The sequence below is a fragment of the Mesorhizobium sp. M0870 genome, assembly GCF_040319775.1.
GTDB lineage: Bacteria > Pseudomonadota > Alphaproteobacteria > Rhizobiales > Rhizobiaceae > Mesorhizobium.
Window position 1 is genome coordinate 128,903 of the sequence record NZ_JAMYOI010000011.1, and the last position, 22,763, is coordinate 151,665.

Annotated in this window: 25 protein-coding genes; 4 read left to right on the forward strand and 21 right to left on the reverse strand. The window is 63.7% G+C overall.

Annotated elements, in window-relative coordinates; genetic code table 11:
* Positions 1–6: 6 nt before the first annotated feature.
* Positions 7–1,203: a GGDEF domain-containing protein gene (locus NKH97_RS15680; protein ID WP_023811260.1), complete on the reverse strand. Its 1,197-nt coding sequence runs from the start codon at positions 1,201–1,203 to the stop codon at positions 7–9.
* Between the two features lie 159 nt (positions 1,204–1,362).
* On the opposite strand from NKH97_RS15680, the gene NKH97_RS15685 reads away from it, so the two are divergent.
* The gene (locus NKH97_RS15685; protein ID WP_127267369.1) at positions 1,363–1,680 is read left to right on the forward strand and encodes a hypothetical protein; all 318 of its coding nucleotides are present in this window, start codon (positions 1,363–1,365) and stop codon (positions 1,678–1,680) included.
* A 39-nt stretch (positions 1,681–1,719) separates the two neighbouring features.
* On the opposite strand, the gene leuC is transcribed toward NKH97_RS15685, so the two are convergent.
* From leuC to rplS, 7 genes are all read right to left on the reverse strand, one after another.
* Positions 1,720–3,129 (reverse strand): 3-isopropylmalate dehydratase large subunit, encoded by a 1,410-nt coding sequence (gene leuC, locus NKH97_RS15690; RefSeq protein ID WP_127267368.1) that lies wholly within the window; start codon positions 3,127–3,129, stop codon positions 1,720–1,722.
* A 271-nt stretch (positions 3,130–3,400) separates the two neighbouring features.
* Positions 3,401–4,036 (reverse strand): class I SAM-dependent DNA methyltransferase, encoded by a 636-nt coding sequence (locus NKH97_RS15695; protein WP_352797777.1) that lies wholly within the window; start codon positions 4,034–4,036, stop codon positions 3,401–3,403.
* A 54-nt stretch (positions 4,037–4,090) separates the two neighbouring features.
* The gene (locus NKH97_RS15700) at positions 4,091–4,903 is read right to left on the reverse strand and encodes an amino acid ABC transporter permease (RefSeq protein ID WP_128304253.1); all 813 of its coding nucleotides are present in this window, start codon (positions 4,901–4,903) and stop codon (positions 4,091–4,093) included.
* Positions 4,904–5,113: 210 nt separating this feature from the next.
* On the reverse strand, positions 5,114–5,911 hold the full coding sequence (locus NKH97_RS15705; protein WP_128304255.1) for a transporter substrate-binding domain-containing protein: 798 nt from the start codon (positions 5,909–5,911) through the stop codon (positions 5,114–5,116).
* A gap of 176 nt (positions 5,912–6,087) precedes the next feature.
* Positions 6,088–6,591 carry a MarR family winged helix-turn-helix transcriptional regulator gene (locus NKH97_RS15710; protein WP_023811267.1) on the reverse strand — a complete coding sequence of 168 codons (504 nt, stop codon included), beginning with the start codon at positions 6,589–6,591 and terminating at the stop codon, positions 6,088–6,090.
* Positions 6,588–7,022 (reverse strand): organic hydroperoxide resistance protein, encoded by a 435-nt coding sequence (locus NKH97_RS15715; RefSeq protein ID WP_023811268.1) that lies wholly within the window; start codon positions 7,020–7,022, stop codon positions 6,588–6,590. The genes NKH97_RS15710 and NKH97_RS15715 overlap by 4 nt, the downstream gene beginning before the upstream one ends.
* A gap of 140 nt (positions 7,023–7,162) precedes the next feature.
* A complete protein-coding gene (rplS, locus tag NKH97_RS15720) occupies positions 7,163–7,711 on the reverse strand; it encodes a 50S ribosomal protein L19 (protein WP_023811269.1) in 549 nt (182 codons plus the stop codon).
* A gap of 328 nt (positions 7,712–8,039) precedes the next feature.
* Between rplS and NKH97_RS15725 the strand changes: the two genes are divergently transcribed.
* Complete coding sequence (locus tag NKH97_RS15725) at positions 8,040–8,792, forward strand: sulfite exporter TauE/SafE family protein (protein ID WP_128304257.1); 753 nt, start codon at positions 8,040–8,042, stop codon at positions 8,790–8,792.
* Here the strand turns inward: NKH97_RS15725 and trmD are convergent.
* Entirely contained in the window at positions 8,774–9,478 is a 705-nt protein-coding gene (trmD, locus tag NKH97_RS15730) for a tRNA (guanosine(37)-N1)-methyltransferase TrmD (protein ID WP_128304258.1), read from the reverse strand. The two genes, NKH97_RS15725 and trmD, sit on opposite strands and share 19 nt — an antisense overlap.
* Entirely contained in the window at positions 9,475–10,074 is a 600-nt protein-coding gene (rimM, locus tag NKH97_RS15735) for a ribosome maturation factor RimM (protein ID WP_352797784.1), read from the reverse strand. Before rimM ends, trmD begins: the two co-directional genes overlap by 4 nt.
* A 194-nt stretch (positions 10,075–10,268) precedes the next feature.
* Here rimM and NKH97_RS15740 point away from each other — a divergent pair, with 194 nt between their 5' ends.
* Positions 10,269–11,207 carry a tyrosine recombinase XerC gene (locus NKH97_RS15740; RefSeq protein WP_352797789.1) on the forward strand — a complete coding sequence of 313 codons (939 nt, stop codon included), beginning with the start codon at positions 10,269–10,271 and terminating at the stop codon, positions 11,205–11,207.
* A 124-nt stretch (positions 11,208–11,331) separates the two neighbouring features.
* Positions 11,332–12,402, forward strand: coding sequence for a TraB/GumN family protein (locus NKH97_RS15745; protein ID WP_352797876.1), 1,071 nt, complete (start codon positions 11,332–11,334; stop codon positions 12,400–12,402).
* Between the two features lie 2 nt (positions 12,403–12,404).
* Here the strand turns inward: NKH97_RS15745 and NKH97_RS15750 are convergent, their stop codons facing one another.
* From NKH97_RS15750 to NKH97_RS15800, 11 genes are all read right to left on the reverse strand, one after another.
* Positions 12,405–12,878 (reverse strand): DUF2867 domain-containing protein, encoded by a 474-nt coding sequence (locus NKH97_RS15750; protein ID WP_352442067.1) that lies wholly within the window; start codon positions 12,876–12,878, stop codon positions 12,405–12,407.
* A 300-nt stretch (positions 12,879–13,178) separates the two neighbouring features.
* The gene (locus tag NKH97_RS15755; RefSeq protein ID WP_352797793.1) at positions 13,179–13,505 is read right to left on the reverse strand and encodes a hypothetical protein; all 327 of its coding nucleotides are present in this window, start codon (positions 13,503–13,505) and stop codon (positions 13,179–13,181) included.
* A gap of 38 nt (positions 13,506–13,543) precedes the next feature.
* The gene (gene lpdA / locus NKH97_RS15760) at positions 13,544–14,950 is read right to left on the reverse strand and encodes a dihydrolipoyl dehydrogenase (protein WP_352797796.1); all 1,407 of its coding nucleotides are present in this window, start codon (positions 14,948–14,950) and stop codon (positions 13,544–13,546) included.
* A gap of 23 nt (positions 14,951–14,973) precedes the next feature.
* Positions 14,974–15,729 (reverse strand): SDR family oxidoreductase, encoded by a 756-nt coding sequence (locus NKH97_RS15765; RefSeq protein ID WP_352797798.1) that lies wholly within the window; start codon positions 15,727–15,729, stop codon positions 14,974–14,976.
* Entirely contained in the window at positions 15,726–16,244 is a 519-nt protein-coding gene (locus tag NKH97_RS15770; RefSeq protein WP_352759310.1) for a hypothetical protein, read from the reverse strand. The genes NKH97_RS15765 and NKH97_RS15770 overlap by 4 nt, the downstream gene beginning before the upstream one ends.
* 57 nt (positions 16,245–16,301) lie before the next feature.
* Positions 16,302–17,582, reverse strand: coding sequence for a 2-oxoglutarate dehydrogenase complex dihydrolipoyllysine-residue succinyltransferase (odhB, locus tag NKH97_RS15775; RefSeq protein WP_023811280.1), 1,281 nt, complete (start codon positions 17,580–17,582; stop codon positions 16,302–16,304).
* 47 nt (positions 17,583–17,629) lie between these two features.
* Complete coding sequence (locus NKH97_RS15780) at positions 17,630–20,617, reverse strand: 2-oxoglutarate dehydrogenase E1 component (protein WP_352797802.1); 2,988 nt, start codon at positions 20,615–20,617, stop codon at positions 17,630–17,632.
* A 149-nt stretch (positions 20,618–20,766) separates the two neighbouring features.
* A complete protein-coding gene (gene sucD, locus NKH97_RS15785; RefSeq protein WP_352612849.1) occupies positions 20,767–21,669 on the reverse strand; it encodes a succinate--CoA ligase subunit alpha in 903 nt (300 codons plus the stop codon).
* Positions 21,670–21,683: 14 nt separating this feature from the next.
* On the reverse strand, positions 21,684–22,103 hold the full coding sequence (locus NKH97_RS15790; protein WP_127296323.1) for a PIN domain-containing protein: 420 nt from the start codon (positions 22,101–22,103) through the stop codon (positions 21,684–21,686).
* The gene (locus tag NKH97_RS15795; RefSeq protein WP_023811284.1) at positions 22,093–22,323 is read right to left on the reverse strand and encodes a hypothetical protein; all 231 of its coding nucleotides are present in this window, start codon (positions 22,321–22,323) and stop codon (positions 22,093–22,095) included. Before NKH97_RS15795 ends, NKH97_RS15790 begins: the two co-directional genes overlap by 11 nt.
* 64 nt (positions 22,324–22,387) lie before the next feature.
* On the reverse strand, positions 22,388–22,759 hold the full coding sequence (locus NKH97_RS15800) for a cupin domain-containing protein (RefSeq protein ID WP_023811285.1): 372 nt from the start codon (positions 22,757–22,759) through the stop codon (positions 22,388–22,390).
* Positions 22,760–22,763 lie beyond the last annotated feature (4 nt).

Genomic DNA, 22,763 nt, shown 5'->3' on the forward strand with positions numbered 1-22,763 from the left:
ACAGATTCAGCCGGTCTTGAGCGGCTCCGGCAGGAACGCCGTTTCCGGCCGCTCATAGGACAGGCGTACACTGTCGCGGCCGTTCTTCTTGGCTTTGTAGAGCGCATCGTCGGCACGGCGCATCAGCGGCTCCAGCGCCTCGCCACCGCTGCGGGCCGCCACGCCGAAGCTTGCCGTCACCTTCGTTCCCTGGGGAAGCCCGTCGACATGGCCGGCCGAATAGACGGTGCGCACCGCTTCGGCGAACAGCCGCGCCGCCGCAAGATCGCTGAGGGGCAGCAGCACCGCGAATTCCTCGCCGCCGATACGCCCGGCAACACCGCGCGCGCCGGCCGCCGACCGAAGCTTGGCGGCGAAGTCGGCGATCACCCGATCGCCCGCCCCATGCCCATGCACATCGTTGAGCGCCTTGAAATGATCGAGGTCGGCCAGCACTAGCGCGACCGGGAACCGGGCCGAGGCGCAGTGCTGCAAGAGCAGCATGCCTCGCTCCTCGAAGCCACGCCGGTTGAGCAGGCCCGACAGGGGGTCGGTATAGGTCTCGGTCTTCAATGCCTTCAACACGTCGAGTGCCGCGGCGGAAAACAGGCACAGCGCGATGAGCAGCGAGAGCAGCGCGTGCGACAGCAGCGCCGTCGTCCAGTAGGACGAGCCATAGAACCCGTCATAGCTGGCGAAGGGCCCATGCGCGATGACGACGGCAAGGGTGCGCACGAAGAAATTGACGCCCGACAGCAGCGACAGCACGAACAGGATTTTTTCGGTCGGGCCGTTGTTGCGTACCGGGCGCAGTTCGGCGGCAACCAGAAGGCTGATGCCGCCGAATGCGAAATTCATCGCCAGGATGCGCCAGGTGAGATCCGGCGCGACGAACAGGAACCAGCATAACGACGCCAGGCCGCCGCCCGCCAACACGGCGATCCCCACAGAGGGCACCTTGCGGCCATAACGGTGGATGACGGCGCTGGACAGGCAGCAGGCAGCGATGGTGAAGCAGATGTTCGACGTAAGCTTGGTCAGCGGCATCCCGATGGGCAAGGTGAAATACTGGAGCAGGAAGCCAGCCGCCGAGAGACTGTAGCTGATCGCCAGAACGGCCAGATAGGGGCGGTGGCGCTGATAGGACCATAGCACAAGGAACGCCGCGCCGAGCGCCAGCGCGATCGTCGGGTTGAGCAGCGCAATGAGCAGACCCGTGTCCAACCGACTGTGACTTCCCCTGGCTTACGTGAGGGAAGAGCTTAGAGGGCAAGCCCAAACAAGCGGTTAAGCCATGCGGCAAGCAGGACCGCCGCCTCAAAATAATGTCAGGGAACCGCAGTCCCCAGTCAGCGTTCCTCCGTTCACAATCTGGAGCGACCCATGGCCGACACGATCACACTGACCGACCACGATGCGATCCGCTCATGGGCTGCCGGGCGCGCCGGCTTTCCCGCAATCGTCGACATATCGCCGGAGGCGGGGACGCAGCCCATGTTGAGGCTGGTCTTCGGCCAGCACGCCTATCAGGATCAGGACCAGCCTGAACGGCCGCTCAATGCGGGAGGCTATGAACTCGTCGAATGGGACGAATGGTTCAAGCTCTTCGAGGAACAACAGCTTGCGCTTGTGGTCGCCGCCGAACAGCCGGGACGCCGCGAGGAGTTCCACGAACTCGTTCGCCGCGACGGAAAGAGCTGACCCGAGCCGGGCGCGGCTCGGGTTCTGTTCAAATCCGGGTTACTTCCACTCCCGGATGTCGACGAAGTGGCCGGCGATCGCCGCCGCGGCCGCCATCGCCGGCGACACCAGATGGGTGCGGCCCTTGAACCCTTGCCGGCCCTCGAAATTGCGGTTCGAGGTCGAGGCGCAGCGTTCATGCGGCTTCAGCCGGTCGTCGTTCATGGCAAGGCACATCGAACAGCCCGGCTCGCGCCAGTCGAAGCCGGCGGCGACAAAAATCTTGTCGAGGCCTTCGGCTTCCGCCTGTTCCTTGACCAGGCCGGAGCCCGGCACGATCATCGCATCGACATGCGGGCTGACCGTCTTGCCTTCGACCACCTTGGCGACGGCGCGCAGATCCTCGATGCGGCCATTGGTGCAGGAACCGATGAAGACGCGGTCGAGCGTGATGTCGGTGATCTTGGTGCCCGGCGTCAGACCCATATAGTCGAGCGCGCGCTGCTTGGAGGTGCGCTTGTTCTCATCGGCGATGTCGTCCGGGTTCGGCACGATGCCTTGCACCGACACCACATCCTCGGGCGAGGAGCCCCAGGAGACGATCGGCGGCAGCTTGGCCGCGTCGAGCACGATCACCTTGTCGAAATGCGCGCCCTCGTCGGACTGCAGCGTCTTCCAGTATTCGAGTGCCGCATCCCAGGACGCGCCCTTCGGCGCGCGCGGCTTGTCCTTGACATAGGCGAAGGTCGTCTCGTCGGCGGCGATCAGGCCGGCGCGCGCGCCGCCTTCGATCGACATGTTGCAGATCGTCATGCGGCCTTCCATCGACAGCGCACGGATCGCTTCGCCGGCATATTCGATGACATAGCCGGTGCCGCCGGCGGTGCCTATCTCGCCGATGATGGCCAGGATGATGTCCTTGGCGGTGACGCCCTCCGGCAGCTGGCCGTCGACACGCACCAGCATGTTCTTGGCCTTGCGCTGGATCAGCGTCTGTGTCGCCAGAACATGCTCGACCTCGGACGTGCCGATGCCATGCGCCAGCGCGCCGAAAGCGCCATGCGTCGAGGTGTGGCTGTCGCCGCAGACGATGGTCATGCCGGGCAGAGTAAAGCCCTGCTCCGGACCGATGATGTGGACGATGCCCTGGCGAATATCGTTCTCGGAATAATATTCGACGCCGAAATCCCTGGCGTTCTTGGCCAGCGCCTCGACCTGGATACGGCTTTCCTCGTTCTTGATGCCGAACTTGCGCTCGGGTGAGGTCGAGACATTGTGATCGACCACGGCCAGCGTCTTTTCCGGATGCCGGACTTTACGACCGGTCATGCGCAGGCCTTCGAAGGCCTGCGGGCTGGTCACTTCATGGACCAGGTGGCGGTCGATGTAGAGCAGGCAGGTGCCGTCGTCCTGGCGGTCGACGACATGGTCGTCGAAAATCTTGTCGTAGAGGGTGCGCGGTGCGCTCATGTGCGTAAATCCGTCGATATGAGAATGGGAAAGAGCAGGTGCCGGACCTCCGGCCCGGTGAAAACGACCTGGACAGGTCGGCCTAGGATAGTCGGCTAGTCAGCGCCCCGGACACGCGCGCGAAAAAGCGCGACGGCAGGCGTTTCCTGTCCTGCAGCACGAACCCCTTGTAGGCCGGATCGCCAAAAAGCTCTTCCATGGCGTGGCTCATACCAATGTTTTGGGTTTTCGGCAATTGCGGCGTGTCTTCGCAGAACCCAAACCTCTCCGCTCAAACCACTTCAAACACAAACGTCTTCACCAGCGCTTCGGGCTCGGCGATCGCATAGCAGCGGAACCACGGGCTTTCCTCGACCGGTCGCCATTTCCCAGCTTGCTCCAGCTCATCGAACACGGCTTGAAAGCCGCCACTTTCGAACACCTGGTCACGCACGGTGAAGATGGCATGGCCACCCTTGCGAGTGATGCGCACCAACTCGTGCAGACTAGAGGCCGGCGCATGGCTGATGGTGAACACTCCGGTCGAGAAGAAGGCGCGGAAGTGGCCGTCAGGCCATGGCAACGTGTCGCCCAGCATTGCCTGCTTCAGTTCGCCGTAGGCATTGCGGCTGCCGGCGATCTTCAGCATATCGTGCGAGAGGTCGAGCCCCGCAATGTCGCGGTAACCGAGCGCCTTCAGCGACGGTCCCGACAGGCCGGTGCCGCAGCCGGCATCGAGCAAGGGGCCATCGCCCGCCGGCACATGGCGCGCCACCCAGGCGGTGATCAGGAAAGGCAGGAGGTAGCCGAGCGAGGCGGTCTCGCTGTCATAGGTCGCGGCCCATGCGGCATAGGCCTCTTCAAGCGCTTCCGGCGTGTCGGCCGTGTAGACGGAATCCAGCGCCGCATTGGCTTTGTCGACGATCATGGGACCTCCTCAACGGGAATGCTCGGGGATCGTAATGCTGTCTTCGCCGAAAAACTATTCCTCGTGCTGACGGCGCAGCCGCCGCTCCAGCGCCCTGAGCGCCAGCGACAGTCCGACGGTCAGGATGAGATAGATGTAGGCCGTTAGCGAATAGGTCTCGAAGAAGCGAAAGGAGCCGGCGGCGTAGACCTTGCCCATCTGCGTGATGTCGGCAACGCCGAGCACCGAGACCAGCGAGGAATCCTTGACCAGCGCGACGAAATCATTGCCGAGCGGCGGCAGGATGGTGCGGATTGCCTGTGGGAACACGATCAGCCGGAAGCGCTGAGCGCGGGTCAGCCCAAGCGCCTTCGCCGCCTCGATCTGGCCCTTCTCCACCGACTGGATGCCGGCCCGGAAAACCTCCGAGATGAAAGCCGAATAGCCGATGGTCAGCGCCATGATGGCGCGCCAGAGCAGCGACACGTCGCGCACCAAAAGCTCGCCGAACAGGCCCGCACTTTGCAGCGGCGCGGTCAGCGCGTTCCAAGCCGCGACGAAGGCCGGTGCACCGGCAAAGGCGATCCAGAACAACAGCACCAGGATCGGCACGCCGCGGATGATCTCGACATAAAAGCGCGCGATCTGGCGCAGCCAGCGCGAGCCGGACATTCCCATCAGCGCGATGCCGAGACCCATGGCCGAAGCCAGCACGAAGGCAATCACGGTGACGAAGATGGTGACGCCGATGCCCTTGGCGACCGTGGCGAACACCTGGGTATAGAGGTTGCTGGTGGCGACGAAGACGGCCACCGCGATCGCGAGGGTTACGGCAACGACGAGCCACCAGGGGAAGTCGGCTTTGGAGGAAGAGCAAGGGACCTGCATCAGAAGGATTGCGCCAAGGCACCCCCCTCTGGCCTGCCGGCCATCTCCCCCGCAAGGAGGGAGATTGGCAGCTTCAATGCCCGCGCCTTTTCTTCAATGCTGGAGGTACGCGAAGGCAGGGCGGACAGCTGATCTCCCCCCTTGCGGGGGAGATGCCCGGCAGGGCAGAGGGGGGTGTTCAAGCGCCGTGTCTGCGTGAGGTTCAGCGAACTACTGCCCCATCTTGTAATCAAGAAACCATTTCTTGTTGAGCGCATCGAGGGTGCCGTCGGCCTTCAGCGCCGCGATGGCCGCGTTGACCGGCTTCACCAGGTCCGAACCCTTCGGAAAGATAAACCCAAAATCCTCGGTACCGAGCGGCCCCCCGATCAGCTTCAATTTGCCCTCGGAGGCGTCGACATAGCCTTTGCCGGCGGTGCCATCGGTCAAAACAACATCGACGTCGCCTGATTTCAGTGCCTGCACGGTCGCGCCGAACGTCTCGAACAGTTTGATGCGCGGGTTCTGCTCATTGCCGTCGAGCACGCTGTAGACGGCGGTGTAGAAGGGCGTGGTGCCGGCCTGCGCGCCGACCAGCCCGTCCTTGAAGGCGCCGAAGGTCTTGGCGTCGGTGAAGCGGCTCTCATCGCCGCGCACCAGCATGAACTGTTCCGAGCGCATATAGGGGTCGGAGAAATCGACCTTCTCCTTGCGGTCGTCCTTGATGGTGATGCCGGTCATGCCAATGTTGTACTGGTTGTCGGAAACCGCCTGGATCATCGCGTCCCAGGAAGTGTTCTGGTACTCGACCGTGAAATTGAGCCGCTTGGCGATCTCGTTCATCGCGTCATATTCCCAGCCGATCTGTTTGCCGGTCTTGGCATCGATGAACTGCAGCGGCGGATAGGCGTTTTCGGTCACAACCACCACCTTCTTGCCGCCGAGGTCGGGCAGCGCCTGCGCGAAGGCGGCAACGGGTGCCAGGACGAGGGCAAGCAGGCCCGCCAGCAGCAGTTTCGATTTGGTCATGACACACTCCCCGGGAATTGATGACCCGGGCATGGCCGGGCTTGCAGGAAAATCCGGCGCCGACTTTAGCTTTCCGCAAGCGTCATGCAAGACGCTCTGCCGTGTCGCCTGGGGCGAAATCGGATTCCAATGCTCTCGATCGGAAGATTCCGGGAGATCCGTGCCTTGGCCGGCGGTCAGTCAGCCGCCGGTGCCTTGGCGTCCGTCTCGCGCAGCCCAGCAATGAGCTTGGCCAGGATGCGGTGCAGGCCATCCAGTTCGACCGCGCTGAGGCGGGGAAATTGGCAGAGTATCTGGACAGCAACGTCTTTGGCGGGCCCGCGTAGCGACTGTCCCTTGGCTGTCAGCTCCAGAAGCACCCGGCGCTCGTCGGCAGCGTCGCGCCGGCGGGTGATGAAGCCGCCCGCCTCCAGCCGTTTGAGCAGGGGTGTCAGCGTCGCCGAATCGAGACCCAGCACCTCGCCGAGCCCACCCACCGTGCGTGGCGCTCGCTCCCACAGCGCCATCATCGCCAGATATTGCGGATAGGTGAGGCCGAGCGGTTCGAGCAACGGCCGGTAGAGCCGTGTCATCAGCCCGCTAGCCGAATAGAGGGCGAAGCAGATTTGGTCGTCGAGTTTCGGCACCCCGGCGAAATCCGCCGAGGCCTGCGTGGTATCGTCCGTCTGTTTTGTGTTCATGCTGCCTTTGCCGGAAGCGCCTTAGCCGAAAGCGCCACCTCGATGTTGCCCTTGATGGCGTTGGAATAGGGGCAAACCTGGTGCGCCGCCGATACAAGCGCTTCCGCCGCCGCCTGATCAAGACCTTTTGTTTCCGCTGCCAGCGAAACGCCGAGCACAAATCCGCCCTGCGCATTGCTGTGCAGGCTGACATTTGCCGTCACCGAGGCATCCTGCAGCGGCAGTTTCTGCTTGCCGGCGATGAAGCGCATGGCGCTTTCGAAGCAGGCGGCATAGCCGGCGGCGAAAAGCTGTTCGGGATTGGTGGCGCCACCTTTGCCGCCAAGCTCCTTGGGCATGGCAAGATCGAGGCTGAGCAAGCCATCATCGCTCTGGACATGGCCGGCGCGGCCGCCGACGGCGCGGGCTTGGGTAGAATACAATGCAGGCATTTCATTTCTCCATTTAAATCGTGCACGATTGTTTAGTACACGATGTAAATCGAGTCAACCGCCGACTTTTCCGCCAGCCAGCCCCCGGAAACGAAAAAAGGCGGCCGAAGCCGCCTTTTCAAACTTGCTCGCCGAAAAACTTATTCGGCGGTGGCTGCTTCGGCTGCCTTTGCGGCTTCAGCTGCCTCGGCGGCGGCCTTCTTCTCGGCGGCGTCCTGAGCGGCCTTCTCGACGGCCAGGGCCTCGGCGGCTGCCACCTTCTCGGCCTCGATGCGGGCCTTCTCGGCGTTCAGAGCATCGCGCTCCTCGTCGTTCAGCTTGCGGGCGCGCACGCCGGTGTTTTCCGAAATACGGGCCGATTTGCCGCGACGATCGCGCAGGTAGTAGAGCTTGGCGCGACGCACCTTGCCGCGGCGAACGATTTCAACGCCTTCAACCATCGGCGAGTAGACCGGGAACACGCGCTCGACGCCTTCGCCGTAGGAAATCTTGCGAACCGTGAAGTTCTCCTGGAAGCCGGCGCCTGCGCGGGCGATGACGACGCCCTCATAGGCCTGGACGCGGGTGCGGGTGCCTTCGGTCACGCGGACCTGGACGCGCACGGTGTCGCCGGGCTGGAATTCGGGAAGCTTGCGCTTGGCTTCGATCTTGGCGGCCTGTTCGGCCTCGAGCTGACGGAGAATATCCATCTCAAAAGTCCACTTCTTGTTCTTCCGACAGTCAGAGCGTCCGACACTCGCCTTGCAGTTCCATTGACCACTTGGCTATGCCCTTTGTCTCCAAGAGATTTGTCTTTGAAACATCAGGCAGGGGCGACTACACCGTCATTGTTGACGGGTCCGGCAGATTCTTTCTGGCCGGTACGGGCGGGCACATACAGCTATTTCGCCGCTTTGTCACGCCTTGGCAGCGCATTTTCTGCTCGCATGGCACCATCGTAATCCTGCCGTGCCGGGTTGCGCCGGTCGTTCAGGCTTTCTAAGCCTGAAATAACACAGTTTTGAGCGGCCGCAATTCATGTCTGTCTTCGATGCCATCCTGCTCTTTCTGGCGGGCTTTCTGTCAGGCGCCGCCAATGCGGTCGCCGGTGGCGGCACCTTCATCACCTTCGGCGCCATGACGTTGGTCGGCCTGCCGCCGATCGTCGCCAACGCCACCTCCTCGGTGACGCAATTTCCAGGCTACATCACCTCGACCCTCGCCTACTCGGCCGATATCAGGCATTTCTGGCGCAGCGCACTGCTGCTGTGCCTGATCTCGGCCGTGGGCGCACTGGCCGGCGCTCTGATCCTTTTGGCGCTCGACAATCCGTCGTTTCGCGCTCTGGTGCCGTGGCTGCTCTTGGCCGCGACAGCGCTGTTCGCCGCCGGCCCCTGGCTGAAACCAGTGCCGAAGCTCGGCCATGAAGCGGCGGTGGGCTCGCTCGCCGGCTTCCTGGCGCAGTTTCTCACCGCCATCTATGGCGGCTTCTTCGGCGCCGGCATGGGCGTGATGATGCTGGCGACGCTCGGCCTCACCCAAGCCGGCGACTATCACCGGCTGAATGCGTTGAAGAACATGCTGGCCATGGTCATCGCCGCGGTCGCGATCGTCGTCTTCGTCTCGGGCGGCGTCGTCGCCTGGCCGCAGGCGATCATCATGATCCCGGGCGGCGCGCTCGGCGGCTATGCCGGCGTCTGGATCGCCAAGCGCGTGCCGCAAAACGCGGTGCGCGGCTTCGTCGTCGCCGTCGGCCTGTTTCTGGCTTTCTATTACTTTTGGAAAGGCTGAGCGGCGGCGCCCAACAAATCAGGACGCCGCTCTTTCGTCAGCGCTTCCGACTGCGCCCGCCGCCATGCGGCGATCTTCTTGTGATTGCCCGAGATCAGCACCTCGGGAATCTCGCGCCCTTCAAACTCCTGCGGCCGCGTATAGTGCGGATGTTCGAGCAGGTCGTTCTCAAAGCTTTCTTCCTCGCCCGACACCGCGTTACCCATCACGCCCGGCAACAACCGCACCACCGCATCGAGCAGAACGAGCGCTGCCGGCTCGCCGCCCGAGAGGATGTAGTCGCCGATCGAGACTTCCTCTAATCCCCGCGCGTCGATCACCCGCTGGTCGATGCCTTCGAAGCGGCCGCACAAGATGACCGCGCCCGGCCCGGCGGCCAGTTCGCGCACGCGAACCTGGGTCAGCGGCTTGCCGCGCGGGCTCATCAGCAGCCGAGGCCGCAGGTCGCCTTCCGGCGAAGTGTGGTCGATGGCTTTCGCCAGCACGTCGGCGCGCATCACCATGCCGGCGCCGCCGCCGGCTGGCGTGTCGTCGACGGTGCGATGACGGTCGGTGGCGAAGTCACGGATCTGGATCGCCTCCAGCGACCACGTGCCGGCCTCGAGCGCCCGGCCGGCCAGCGACAGGCCGAGCGCGCCGGGAAACATCTCGGGGTAAAGCGTCAGCACCGAAGCGGAAAAACTCACCGGTTGCCCCCGGCATCGCTCGGTCCGCGCGGCCTGCCCTTCGGATCGAAGTCTTCCTCTCGCGGGCCGTCGCCATCCTCGTCCTCGACAAGTCCGGCCGCCGCCGGGTCGACGCGGACGAAACCCTCGGCGATCGACACTTGTGGCACGGCAGCCTGTGTGAACGGGATCAGCACGCCCTTGCGCCCGCCCAGCGTCACGTCGAGAATGTCGCCGCCGCCGAAATTGTGCACCGCGACGATCTTGCCGAGTGCGGCACCCGTCTCGTCGCGGACTTCGAGGCCGACGAGGTCGGCATGGTAGAACTCGTCTTCCTCGCCGTCGTCCGGCAGCATCGAACGGTCGACGAACAGCTCCGTGCCGGCCAGCGCCTCGGCCGCGTTGCGGTCGGCAACGCCCTTGAAGCGGACCACGACGACGGTGTTGGCGGGCCTGATGTCGATGATCTGGAAGGCGCGGCCGTCACGGGCGTAGAGCGGGCCGTAGTCGGCCAGCGCCAGCGGTTCACTGGTGAAGGTCTTCACCCGCAATTCGCCCTTGATGCCATGGGCGGCGCCGATCACGGCCATCTGGACAGGGTTCTGGGGCTTGCTCATGGCGCTTTTACCTTCGTCATCCACGGGCGGAGCAGGCGCGAAGCGACTGCGCAGATTTCAGCCAATCACCAAGGTTTGTGACTTGCCGCCAATCGACGATCTCCTAGCCCCAGCCGGCCATCTTTTCAATGACGGACTCTTCACCGCTTTCTAACCTGCCTGCGAGAAAATGGCGGCGAACTGGATCAGACGCCATGCAGGAATTCCTCATCCCGGCTAAACCCGATCTCCAGGCGGCGCGTGAAAGCTGGCTGAAGATGCTGGCGCGAGAACGTCGGCTGTCGCCTAAGACGGTGGAAGCCTATGAGCGCGACACGCGCCAGTTCCTGCATTTCCTCACCGGCCATTGCGGCGGCTCGCCCGGCATTTCGGACATCGCCGATCTGCGCCCGGCCGACCTGCGCGGCTTCCTCGCTGCGCGGCGCAATGCCGGCGCCGGTGCCCGCACCCTGGGCCGGGGTCTCGCCGGCATCCGCTCGCTGCTGCGTTTCCTCGAGCGGCGCGGCCTTGCCAATGCGGCGGGTGCGGCAGCCCTGCGCGCACCGCGCCAGCCCAAATCGCTGCCCAAGCCGCTGACGGCGAGCGACGCCAAGCATATTGTTTCCATCGAAGGCCAATTGGCGGAAGAACCCTGGATCGCGGCCCGCAACGCCGCTGTGCTGACACTGCTCTACGGCTCCGGCCTGCGCATTTCCGAGGCGCTCGGTCTGGCGGGCGCCGATCTGGCGTCGGCGGACGACACGGTGCTGCGCGTCACCGGCAAGGGCGGCAAGACGCGACTGGTGCCGGTGCTGCCGGTGGCGCTCCGGGCGATCGCCGAATATCGCCGGCTCTGCCCCTATCATCTCGACCCCAAGGGCCTGCTGTTTCGCGGCGCCCGCGGCGGCCCGCTCAACCCGGCCATCGTCCAGCGCGACATGGCCAAACTGCGCTCGGCGCTCAACCTGCCCGATACCGCGACGCCGCATGCGCTGCGCCATTCCTTCGCTACGCATCTGCTCGGCAGCGGCGGCGATTTGCGCACCATCCAGGAACTGCTCGGCCACGCCAGCCTGTCGACGACGCAGATCTACACCGGCGTCGACACCGCGAGGCTGCTCGAGATTTACGAATCAGCCCATCCACGGGCATGAACCCTTCAATTTCGCAGTACCAATTAACCGTTTTGCCGCTTTTTCGGTTCTAGAACTGACCATGATCCCGAAAAGTGGGACCCGGTTTTCGGAAAAGATCATGGTCAAACATGAAGACAGAACCATGAAACGCGTCATCGCCATCGCCGACCGTGCAGCTTCCGTGTCGCTGAAGCTGCTCGTCGCGCTCAATGTTTTGTTCTTCCTGTCGTTCCTCGCCGTGCTGCTGTTCGCGGCCGGCAAGGCGCATGCCGGAATCCCGACCTGCACCGGCGCCGACATGCTGTCGGCCTTGCAGAAGAACGATCCGGCGACCTACCGCAAGATCGAAGCGGAAGCCGCAGCGACACCGAACGGTAAGGGCCTGTTGTGGAAGCTGGAAAAGCCCGGCGAGAAGCCGTCCTTCCTGTTCGGCACCATGCATATGACCGACCCGCGCGTCACCACGCTGCCTCCCGACGCGCAGAAAGCCTATGACGCCGCCGGCACCATTGTCATCGAAACCACCGACGTGCTCGACAAACAGAAGATGATGGTCGCGATGCTCAAGGAGCCGGACCTGATGATGTTCACTGATTCGACGACGCTGGCGTCGCTGCTGTCGCCCGACGATGCGGCGGCCATGAACGCCGCGCTCGACGCACGCGGCATTCCTCCGGCAACGGTTGCCAAGATGAAGCCGTGGATGCTCTCGGCCATGATGGCACTGCCGGCCTGCGAGCTGGCCCGCCAGTCAGGCGGCGCCCCGGTGCTCGATGTCAGGCTGGCCCAAGGTGCGAAGGCTTCCGGCAAGCCGGTGGAAGGATTGGAGACGGCTGAAAGCCAGCTGCGGGCCATGGCCTCGCTGCCGCTGGCGTTTCACATGAAGGGTCTCGTCGACACGCTGAAGCTCGGCGATAAGATCAACGACATCAACGAAACCATGATCGTGCTCTACCAGCGCGGCGACACCGGCATGTTCTGGCCGCTGTTTCGCGTGGCCATGCCGGATGGCACGGACGACCCCGCGGGCTATGCGGCGTTCGAGGAAACCATGATCACCAGCCGCAACAAGGTGATGGTCGAGCATGCCGAACCGATCCTTGCCAGGGGCAACGTCTTCATGGCGGTCGGCGCCCTCCACCTTCCCGGTCCCGAAGGCCTCGTCGAGGATTTCCGCAAGGCCGGTTACACCGTCACGCCTGTAGGCCTGTAACCTTATCTGATCTGGGCCAGCATCGCCGGAACGACGATCCGGTGGAACGGCATGATGATCGCGAGATAGGCGCGCCCGAGCCAATTGTGCGTCTTGACGATCGTCGTCGCGGCCACTTCCTGCCGGCCCATGCCGAGATCCCTGACTTCGACCAGGACCCGGAAATCGAGATGTCGGTCGTCGAGGCCAAGCACAACCTTGCCGGGAAACTGGCTGATGAGCGGAAATATCCCGATCCGGCCCGACGGCAACACCGCAGCTTCCAGGCCCGTCTTCAGCCGGAACGGCCTGACGGCAAGGTTGCGCAGCGCCATGAGCCTGCCGATCCAGGGCGGTGTTCGCCCCAAGGCGCGTTCCGCCGCGCCGAGTGCGGTTAAAGAAAGACCTTCAGTGACCAGCACATAGCGGTCGGCGAACTGGGCTCCGGCGAGAGCATCGCAGTGATTCGGGACAACCTGCGCTAACGGATTTGTCACGGCAAAATCCTCTGATTCGAGCTTAACAGACGCAAACTTGGCGCGCTGCGGGGCGAAACGACGCCGTTCAGGCTGCGGAAAGGCAGGATTGTCCTTGTTTTTGGCGTTTTCCAACCCTAGCGTGAAACCAGTTCAATGATTGCGCGTTGAATGGTGTTGATTGATATTTTTCATCCACGGAGGACACTTTTATGGCGAACGCACCGAATCCAAACGATCCGTTCAATCCCAACACCACCAACACCACCATCAAACAGAGCGGTGGCGGCGGTAGTGGCTGGCTGATTGCGCTGGTCGTCGTTATTCTGGCGGTTGTCGCGTATTATGTTTTCGGAAGAAGTGGTGAGCACCCGGCACCAGCCGAGCCGCCGGCGGCCAGCACACCGGCCCCCGCGCCCGCACCGGCAGAACCGATGAAGCCAGCCGAACCGGCGCCTGCACCTGCACCTGCTCCGGCCCCTGCAGAACCGGCCCCAGCCCCGGCACCTGCAGAACCGGCCCCGGCCCCAGCACCGGCTCCAGCGCCGGCTCCTGCCGCACCGGCCAACTGATCGGTTCGATATCAAATACGAACGGCCCGCTGAAAAGCGGGCCGTTTTGGTTAGTGGTGGCACCGTGCTTCGTCACCCTCGGGCTAACCCCGAGTATGACGAAGCATTGGCCTTTTAGATGTGGATGGGCTTGAAGAACGTGGCCAGCGCCGCCTCCTTGATCGCCTCCGACATCGTCGGATGCGCATGGCAGGTGCGGGCGAGATCCTCCGACGAGCCGCCGAACTCCATCAGCACCGCCGCCTCGTGGATCATCTCGCCGGCGCCGAAGCCGACGATATGCACGCCGAGCACGCGGTCGCTTTGCTTGTCGGCGAGGATCTTCACAAAACCGTCGGTGTGCAGCATGGCGCGCGCCCGCCCATTGGCGCTGAACGGGAACTTTCCGACCTTGTAGTCGATGCCGGCCTTCTTCAACTCTTCCTCGGTCTTGCCGACCGAGGCGATTTCCGGGCTGGTGTAGACGACGCTCGGAATGACGTCATAGTTCACGTGGCCGGCCTGGCCGGCAATGGTTTCCGCTACCGCCACGCCCTCGTCCTCGGCCTTGTGCGCCAGCATCGGCCCGGCGATAACATCGCCGATGGCATAGATGCCCGGGACATTGGTCTTGAGATGGCCATCGGTCTTGACGCGACCGCGCTCGTCGACCTCGACGCCGGCTTCCCCGAGCCCGAGACTGTCGGCATAGGCCCGGCGCCCGGTGGCGATCAGCACGGCATCGGCCTCGATCGTCTCGGCGGCGCCGCCCTTGACCGGCTCGAAGGTGACCGTGGCACCCTTCTTGGCCTTGGCGACGCCGGTGACCTTGGCGCCGAGCTTGAACTCGAAACCCTGTTTGGATAGCAGCCGCTGGAACTGCTTGGAGACCTCGCCGTCCATGCCGCCCAGGATGGTGTCGAGGAATTCGACCACGGTGACCTTGGCGCCGAGCCGCGCCCACACCGAGCCGAGCTCGAGCCCGATGACGCCGCCGCCGACCACCACCAGATGGCCGGGCACCTTCTCCAGCGACAGCGCGCCGGTCGACGACACGATCACCTTCTCGTCGATGTCGACCTTGACGCCGGGAATGCCGGCGACATCCGATCCGGTGGCGATGACGATGTTCTTGGTCTCGATCTCCTCGACTCTACCGTCCTCGGAGGTGACCGAGACCTTGCCGGCGGCGACCACCTTGCCGGTGCCGCGAAAGCTGTCGATCTTGTTCTTCTTGAACAGGAAGGCGACGCCGTTGACGTTCGACGACACCGTCGCATCCTTGTGCGCCATCATCTTCGTCAGGTTCAATTTCGGCGCTGGTATCTCGATACCGAGCGCGTCGAAGGAATGGCCGGCTTCGGCGAACATCTCGGAGGCATGGAGCAGCGCCTTCGACGGAATACAGCCGATGTTGAGGCAGGTGCCGCCGAAGGTCGCGTTCTTCTCGACCACCGCAACGCTGAGCCCGAGCTGCGCCGCCTTGATGGCGCAGACATAGCCGCCCGGTCCCGATCCGATGATAACGACGTCATAAGCCATGTTTGTTTCCCTTTGCTTGGCGCTCAGCGGCCGCCGCTTACATTCAGGATCGCGCCCGTCGTATAGGACGCGGCGTCGGATAGAAGATAGAGAACCGCGCCCGCGACTTCATCAGCCGTGCCGGCTCTTTTCATCGGCAGCAGGTCGCGGAACCGCTCTATCCTGTCCGGCTGCCCGCCGGAGGCATGGATCTCGGTATCGATGAGGCCGGGCCGCACCGCATTGACGCGAATGCCTTCCAGTGCGACCTCACGGGCGAGCCCGACGGTGAACGTGTCGATGGCACCCTTGGAGGCGGCATAGTCGACAAATTCGCCCGGCGAGCCCAATGTCGCTGCCGCCGACGAGATGTTGACGATCGATCCGCCCGCCCCCCCATGACGGGTCGACATGCGCTTTACCGCTTCGCGGGCACACAGGAACGAGCCGACGACATTGATGCGCATCATGCGCTCCAGCCGCGCGACGTCCATCTCGTCGACACGGGCCTTGACGTCGACGATGCCGGCATTGTTGACGAAGGCATCGAGCCGGCCATAGGCGCGGTCGACGGCCTCGAACATGGCCACGATATCGGCCTCGCTGCCGACATCGCCCTTGACGGCTAAGGCCTCGCCGCCGCCGGCCTTGATCTCGGCGACCACTGCGTCAGCGGCAGCCTGGTTCGAGGCATAGTTGACCGCCACGCGGTAGCCGGCTTTCGATCCTAGCCGGCAGACCGCGGCGCCAATGCCGCGGCTGCCGCCGGTGACCAGCAGCGCCTTTTTCGCCTCGCTCATTCCTGGCATCCCTTCAAGACAAACACATCCCACGGCACTTTCGAAAACCCGCTGCCGCCAAAGGCCGAGGATTGGCGCAACGCCGGCCCGAGGTCCGGCAGGATCAGCGTCTTCGGCGCTTCGACCCCTTCGGCCGGCAGCAGTCCGATGTTGCCCTTGTCATCCGACGTGTAGATGACGCCATGCCAGGGCGTGCAGGCAGCAAGCTCCTCGCCGGTGACGTCGCCTTCGGGGCATTTGTACATCAGCGCGCCGTTCGGCCGCGACACGCCTTCGTTCCACATAACGATGCCGTTGAGCACCACATTGTTGTCGAGGATCATCCGGAACGAGTTGGTGACGGTCGCCGAGGTGCCGGTCGGGGTAAAATCGATCTCTGCGCCGCCCTGCGCGTCGCCATAGACGGCTAGCTCGATCGGACATGCGGCGCGGGCACTTGCGGCGGCCAGCACCATGCCGGCCGCGATCGATGCGATCGGAAGCACCTTGGAAAGGCTAAGGGAACGGGTCGTCATTCTGCCGCGCATCCCTTCCTCCGGCACGCATGCCAACAGCCGGATCAGCACCAGACCCTAGAGATCGAGTACCAGCCGTTCCGGATCTTCCAGGCTTTCCTTGACGCGCACGAGGAAGGTCACCGCTTCCTTGCCGTCGACGATGCGGTGATCGTAGCTGAGCGCCAGATACATCATCGGCCGGATCACGATCTGGCCGCCGACCACGACAGGCCGCTCCTGGATCTTGTGCATGCCAAGAATGCCCGACTGCGGCGCGTTGAGGATCGGCGTCGACATCAGCGACCCGTAAACGCCACCATTGGAAATCGTGAACGTGCCGCCCTGCATATCGGCGACCGACAGCTTGCCGTCGCGCGCGGCGATGCCCAGCCGGCCGATGTCCTTCTCGATCTCGGCGATCGACATCTGGTCGGCATTGCGCACGACCGGGACGACGAGGCCCTTTTCGGTGCCGACGGCGACGCCGATATGGGCATAGTTCTTGAAGATGATGTCGGTGCCGTCGATCTCGGCATTGACCGAAGGGATTTCCTTCAGCGCGTGGGTCACCGCCTTGGTGAAGAAGCCCATGAAGCCGAGCTTCACGCCGTGCTTCTTCTCGAACACGTCCTTGTATTTGGTGCGCAGCGCCATCACCGCTGACATGTCGACCTCGTTGAAGGTGGTCAGCATGGCGGCGGTCGACTGCGCTTCCTTGAGGCGGCGCGCGATGGTCTGGCGCAGCTTGGTCATGCGCACGCGCTCCTCGCGCGAGGCGTCGTCGCCGGAGGATGGCGCGCGCACGGCAACCGGTGCAGGTGCCGCCTTCGGCGTCTCTGCCGGCTGTGACGGCGCGCCTTTGGAGATGGCGTCGAGCACGTCGCCTTTCAGCACCTGGCCACGCTTTCCCGAACCGGAGATCTGGTCGACCGAGAGATTGCTTTCGGCGATCAGTTTCGCCGCGGCCGGTGCCGGTGGCATGGTGCGCGGCTCGACCGGGCCGGCGTCGCCGGCGATCTTGGCGGTCTCGGCCGCGGCCTGCTTGCCGGTCGATGCCGCATCCGGCGACGAGGCCTGCGACACCGCCTGCGGCTTGGTTGCCGGCGCGGCGGCCGCGCCGCCTGCCGAAATCGAACCCAGCAGCGCGCCGACACCGACCGTCTCACCTTCCTTGACGGTGATCTCACCCAGAGTGCCGGCGGCGGCGGCAGGCACCTCCACCGTCACCTTGTCGGTCTCGAGCTCGACCAGCGGTTCATCGGCGGCGATTGTATCGCCAACCTTCTTGAACCATTTGCCGACGGTCGCTTCAGTGACGGATTCGCCGAGAGTGGGAACGCGGATTTCGGTAGCCATTGTGCCTGTCCGTTTTCTTTCGGTTCTGTTGTTCGCCCAGATATTCTCTATTCACCAAGCGCGTCTTCGAGCAAGGCGGCGAGCTGGGCGAGATGCTTTGACATCAGTCCGGTCGCCGGCGAGGCGGCGGCAGGACGGCCGGTGTAGCGCACCCGCTGATGCTTGGCGTCGATATGCGCCAGCACCCATTCCAGATACGGGTCGATGAACGACCAGGCGCCCATGTTCTTGGGCTCCTCCTGGCACCAGACCATCTCGGCATTGCGGAAACGCGACAGTTCCGTAATCAGCGCCTTGGCCGGGAACGGATAGAGCTGTTCGACGCGCAGCAGATAGATGTCGTTGATGCCGCGCTTCTCGCGCTCCTCATAGAGGTCGTAATAGACCTTGCCCGAGCACAGCACGACGCGGCGGATCTTCGAATCCTTGGTGAGCTTGATCGCCTGCCCGGAAAGCAGTTGCGCGTCGTCCCAAAGCAGCCGGTGGAACGAGCTTTCGCCCGAAATTTCCGGCAGCGTCGACACCGCCCGCTTGTGGCGCAGCAGCGATTTCGGCGTCATCAGGATCAGCGGCTTGCGGAAGTCGCGCTTCAGCTGCCGGCGCAATATGTGGAAGTAGTTGGCCGGCGTCGTGCAGTTGGCCACTTGCATGTTGTCTTCGGCGCAAAGCTGCAGGAAGCGTTCGAGCCGGGCCGAAGAGTGTTCCGGACCCTGGCCTTCATAGCCATGCGGCAACAGGCAGACGAGGCCCGACATTCTGAGCCACTTGCGCTCTCCGCTGGAGATGAACTGGTCGAACACCACCTGGGCACCGTTGGCGAAGTCGCCGAACTGCGCTTCCCACAAGGTCAGCGCCTTCGGCTCGGCCAGGCTGTAGCCATATTCGAAGCCCAGCACCGCCTCTTCCGACAGCATCGAGTTGATGACTTCGTAGCCGGCTTGAGCCGCCGACAGATTGTTGAGCGGGATGTAGCGGGTCTCGTCGCGCTGGTCGTAGAGCACGGAATGGCGCTGCGAGAAGGTGCCGCGTTCGGAATCCTGCCCCGACAGGCGGATTGGATTGCCGTCGAGCAGGATGGCGCCGAAGGCCAGCGCCTCGGCCGTCGACCAGTCGATGCCTTCGCCCGACTCGATCGCCTGACGTCGGTTTTCGAGGAAGCGGATGATCGTCTTGTGCGCCTCGAAATCCTTCGGCACCTCGGTCAGCTTCTTGCCGATTTCCTTCAGCGTCTTCACCGGCACGGCGGTCTTGCCGCGCCGCTGTTCGTCCTGGTTGTCGGCGGTGCGCAGGCCCGACCAGGCGCCGTCCAGCCAATCGGCCTTGTTGGGCTTGTAGTGCTGGCCGACTTCCCATTCCGATTCCAGATGCGCCCGCCAGTCGGCCTTGAGCTGGTCGAGCTCGGCCTGGCTAATATGGCCCTCGGCGATCAGCCGGTCGCCATAGATCTGGACCGTCGTCTTGTGGGTGCGGATGTTGCGATACATGATCGGCTGGGTGAAGGCCGGCTCGTCGCCCTCATTGTGGCCGAAGCGGCGATAGCAGAACATATCGACCACAACAGGCTTGAAGAACTTCATGCGGAATTCGATCGCCACCTTGGTGGCGTGCACCACGGCTTCCGGGTCGTCGCCATTGACGTGGAAGATCGGCGCCTCGATCATCTTGGCCACGTCTGATGGATAGGGCGACGAGCGCGAGAAGCGCGGGTTGGTGGTGAAACCGATCTGGTTGTTGATGATGAAGTGCAGCGTGCCGGCGACGCGGTGGCCGCGCAGGCCGGACAGGCCGAGGATCTCGGCGATCACGCCCTGACCGGCGAAGGCGGCATCGCCATGCAGCAAGAGCGGCAGCACCTTGGCGCGCTCTTCCAGCGGCACGATCTCCTCGCGGCTGCGGCCGAACAGGTAATCCTGCTTGGCGCGCGCCTTGCCCATCACCACCGGATCGACGATTTCCAGATGCGAGGGATTGGCAGTCAGGGACAGATGCACCTTGTTGCCGTCGAACTCGCGGTCCGACGAGGCGCCGAGATGGTACTTGACGTCGCCCGAGCCCTCGACCTCGTCGGGTGCGGCCGAGCCGCCCTTGAACTCGTGGAAGATGGCGCGGTGCGGCTTGGCCATCACCTGGGAGAGCACGTTCAGCCGGCCGCGATGCGCCATGCCGAGCACGATCTCCTTCATGCCGAGCTGGCCGCCGCGCTTGACGATCTGCTCCAGCGCCGGGATCAGCGCTTCACTGCCATCGAGGCCGAAGCGCTTGGTGCCCTTGTACTTGACGTCGATGAACTGCTCGAAGCCTTCGGCCTCGACCAGCTTCTGCAGGATCGCCTTCTTGCCGGTGGCGGTGAAGGTGATCTCCTTGTCGGCGCCCTCGATGCGGGCCTGGATCCAGGCCTTTTCCTCGGGGTCCGAAATATGCATGAACTCGACGCCGAGCGTCGAGCAATAGGTTCGGGTCAGGATTTCCAGCATCTGCCGGATGGTGCCGAATTCAAGCCCGAGCACATTGTCGAGGAAGATCGGCCGGTCATAGTCGGCTTCGGTGAAGCCATAGTTCTCCGGCGACAGCTCGTTGTAATCCTCGAGCGGCTTGGCGATGCCGAGCGGATCGAGATTGGCGTGCAGATGGCCGCGCATGCGGTAGGCGCGGATCATCATGATGGCGCGCACCGAATCGCGCGTCGCCTGGTGCACGTCGGCATCGGACAGGACGACGCCGTTGGTGACCGCCTTGTCCTTGACCTTCTTTTCGATCGTCTTCTCGAGGATGCCCCAATTGCCGTCGAGCGCCGACACCAGTTCGCCATTCGCCTGCAGCGGCCAGGAGGGCTTGGCCCATGAGGCGCCCTTGGCGTTCCTGCGCACATCGCCGGAATCGTCCTTCAGCCCGGCGAAGAACTCCTGCCATTCGGGATTGACCGAAGCTGGATCGTCCTCATAGGCGGCGTAGAGCGCGTCGATGTAATCGGCGTTGCCGCCATAGAGGAATGAGGTGAGCGAAAATTGGTCGTTGGCCTGATCTTGTCTTGCCATTTTTGTCCGCGGAGCCTGGCTCCGTCTCCTGTTTTTGGAGGGGAGTAGGGCAGTAGGGGAGTAAGGCAGTAGGGAAAGCAGGCGGTTGCCGCCGCTCGTCCCGTTCTTCCTATTCCCCTACTGCCATACTGCCCTACTCCCTTACTGCCTTAACCCTTGATCGCCTCGACCAGCGTCGTGCCTAGCCGCGCCGGCGAGGGCGATACTTTTATCCCAGCCGATTCCATCGCCGCGATCTTGTCTTCCGCCCCGCCCTTGCCGCCGGAGATGACCGCGCCCGCATGGCCCATGGTGCGGCCGGCCGGCGCCGTGCGCCCGGCGATGAAACCGGCCATCGGCTTGCTTCGGCCACGCTTGGCTTCGTCCTTGAGGAACTGCGCGGCGTCTTCCTCGGCGGAACCGCCGATCTCGCCGATCATGATGATCGACTTGGTCTCGTCATCGGCGAGGAACATTTCGAGCACGTCGATGAATTCGGTGCCCTTGACGGGGTCGCCGCCAATGCCAACGGCGGTGGTCTGGCCGAGGCCGACATTGGTGGTCTGGAACACTGCCTCATAGGTAAGCGTTCCCGACCGCGAAACAACGCCGACCGAGCCCTTGCGGAAGATGTTTCCGGGCATGATGCCGATCTTGCATTCGTTGGGCGTCAGCACGCCCGGGCAGTTCGGCCCGATCAGCCGCGACGTCGAGCGGTCGAGCCGCGCCTTGACCTTGATCATGTCCATCACCGGGATACCTTCGGTGATGCAGATGATCAGCGGGATCTCGGCCTCAATCGCTTCCAGGATGGCCTCGGCGGCACCCGCCGGCGGCACATAGACGACGGAGGCGTTGGCGCCGGTCTTTTCCCGGCCCTCGGCGACGGTGGCGAAGATCGGCAGGCTCTCGCCCTTCGCGCCGGTCCACGTCTCGCCACCCTTCTTCGGGTGGATGCCGCCGATCATTTTCGTGCCGTGATAAGCCAGCGCCTGTTCGGTGTGGAACGTGCCGGTCTTGCCGGTCAGGCCCTGCACCAGCACCTTGGTGTTCTTGTCGACGAGAATGGACATTTTTTGCGACCTGATCAGTGATTGCGGAAGGGATTCATGGCGACCACGGAGCCATAAGACTGCCCGTGGTTGAGGTCTTCGGTGTAGAGTATCTTGACGCCAAGGCGCTCGGCGGCGGCGATGATGGCGCCATCCCAATATGAAATCTGGTAGCGTTGCGCGTTCGCGATGCCCCGCATTACAACGGCGCTATCCAGATCCTGGCAGGGCTTCATGGAGATCGCGGCGACCCATTCGGCCGCCTTCGCCGGCGCCAGTGTGACCTCAGCTCGCTTGGTCACGTTGACATAGAACTCCTGCAGCACCTGTGCGGAGGTCGAATAGTCTTCCTTGGCGATCAACTCCACGGCGCGCTCATACTTCGCGCGCTCGGCCTTGTGTCCGATGGCGGCATAGACGAGAATGTTCGTGTCGAGGAAGCAGTCAGCGATCATAGAGAGCTTCCCGGTTCCATTTCTTGCCACCCATGTCGCCTGCCGCCTCGCGGGCGAGCCGCAGAAGGGCCTGCCGTGCCTCGTCCTTGGCGTACCGCTTGGCGGCCACTGCCGAGAAAAACTCCCGCACCATGGCGTTGACGGTCGTTCGCTGTTCGGCGGCCGTCAGCTTGACCTGCTCCAAGACCTCGTCTTCGACTGCCAGAGTGATGTTCTTCATTTCTCTTTTCTCCTGCGCCTACTTCACACAGTATATGTGTAACTGTGTGGCAGCCGCAAGTTCGTTACAGCCGCTTCAGGTCGGCGACGGTGAGGTCGCTTTTGGCATTGCCGGTGTTGAGCGTCGTTGCCGGCTCGAACATCAGCACCACGGGTTCCGCGGTCAGCGAGCGCGGCCGGTGTTCGACGCCGCGCGGTACGACGATGAAATCGCCCTCGCCGAGCTCGACCGGACCGTCGCGGAAATCGATGGCGATACGCCCGCGCAGCACGAGGAAGGCTTCGTCCTCATTGTCATGCGCATGCCAGTCGAACATCTCGCCGAACTTGGCGACCTTCGCCTGGCTGTCGTTGACGTCGCCGGCGATATGCGGATCGAAGACCTTGGTGATGGTCCGATCCGCCGCCTCGACGAGGTTTATCTTGCGCGGAGGCATCCGC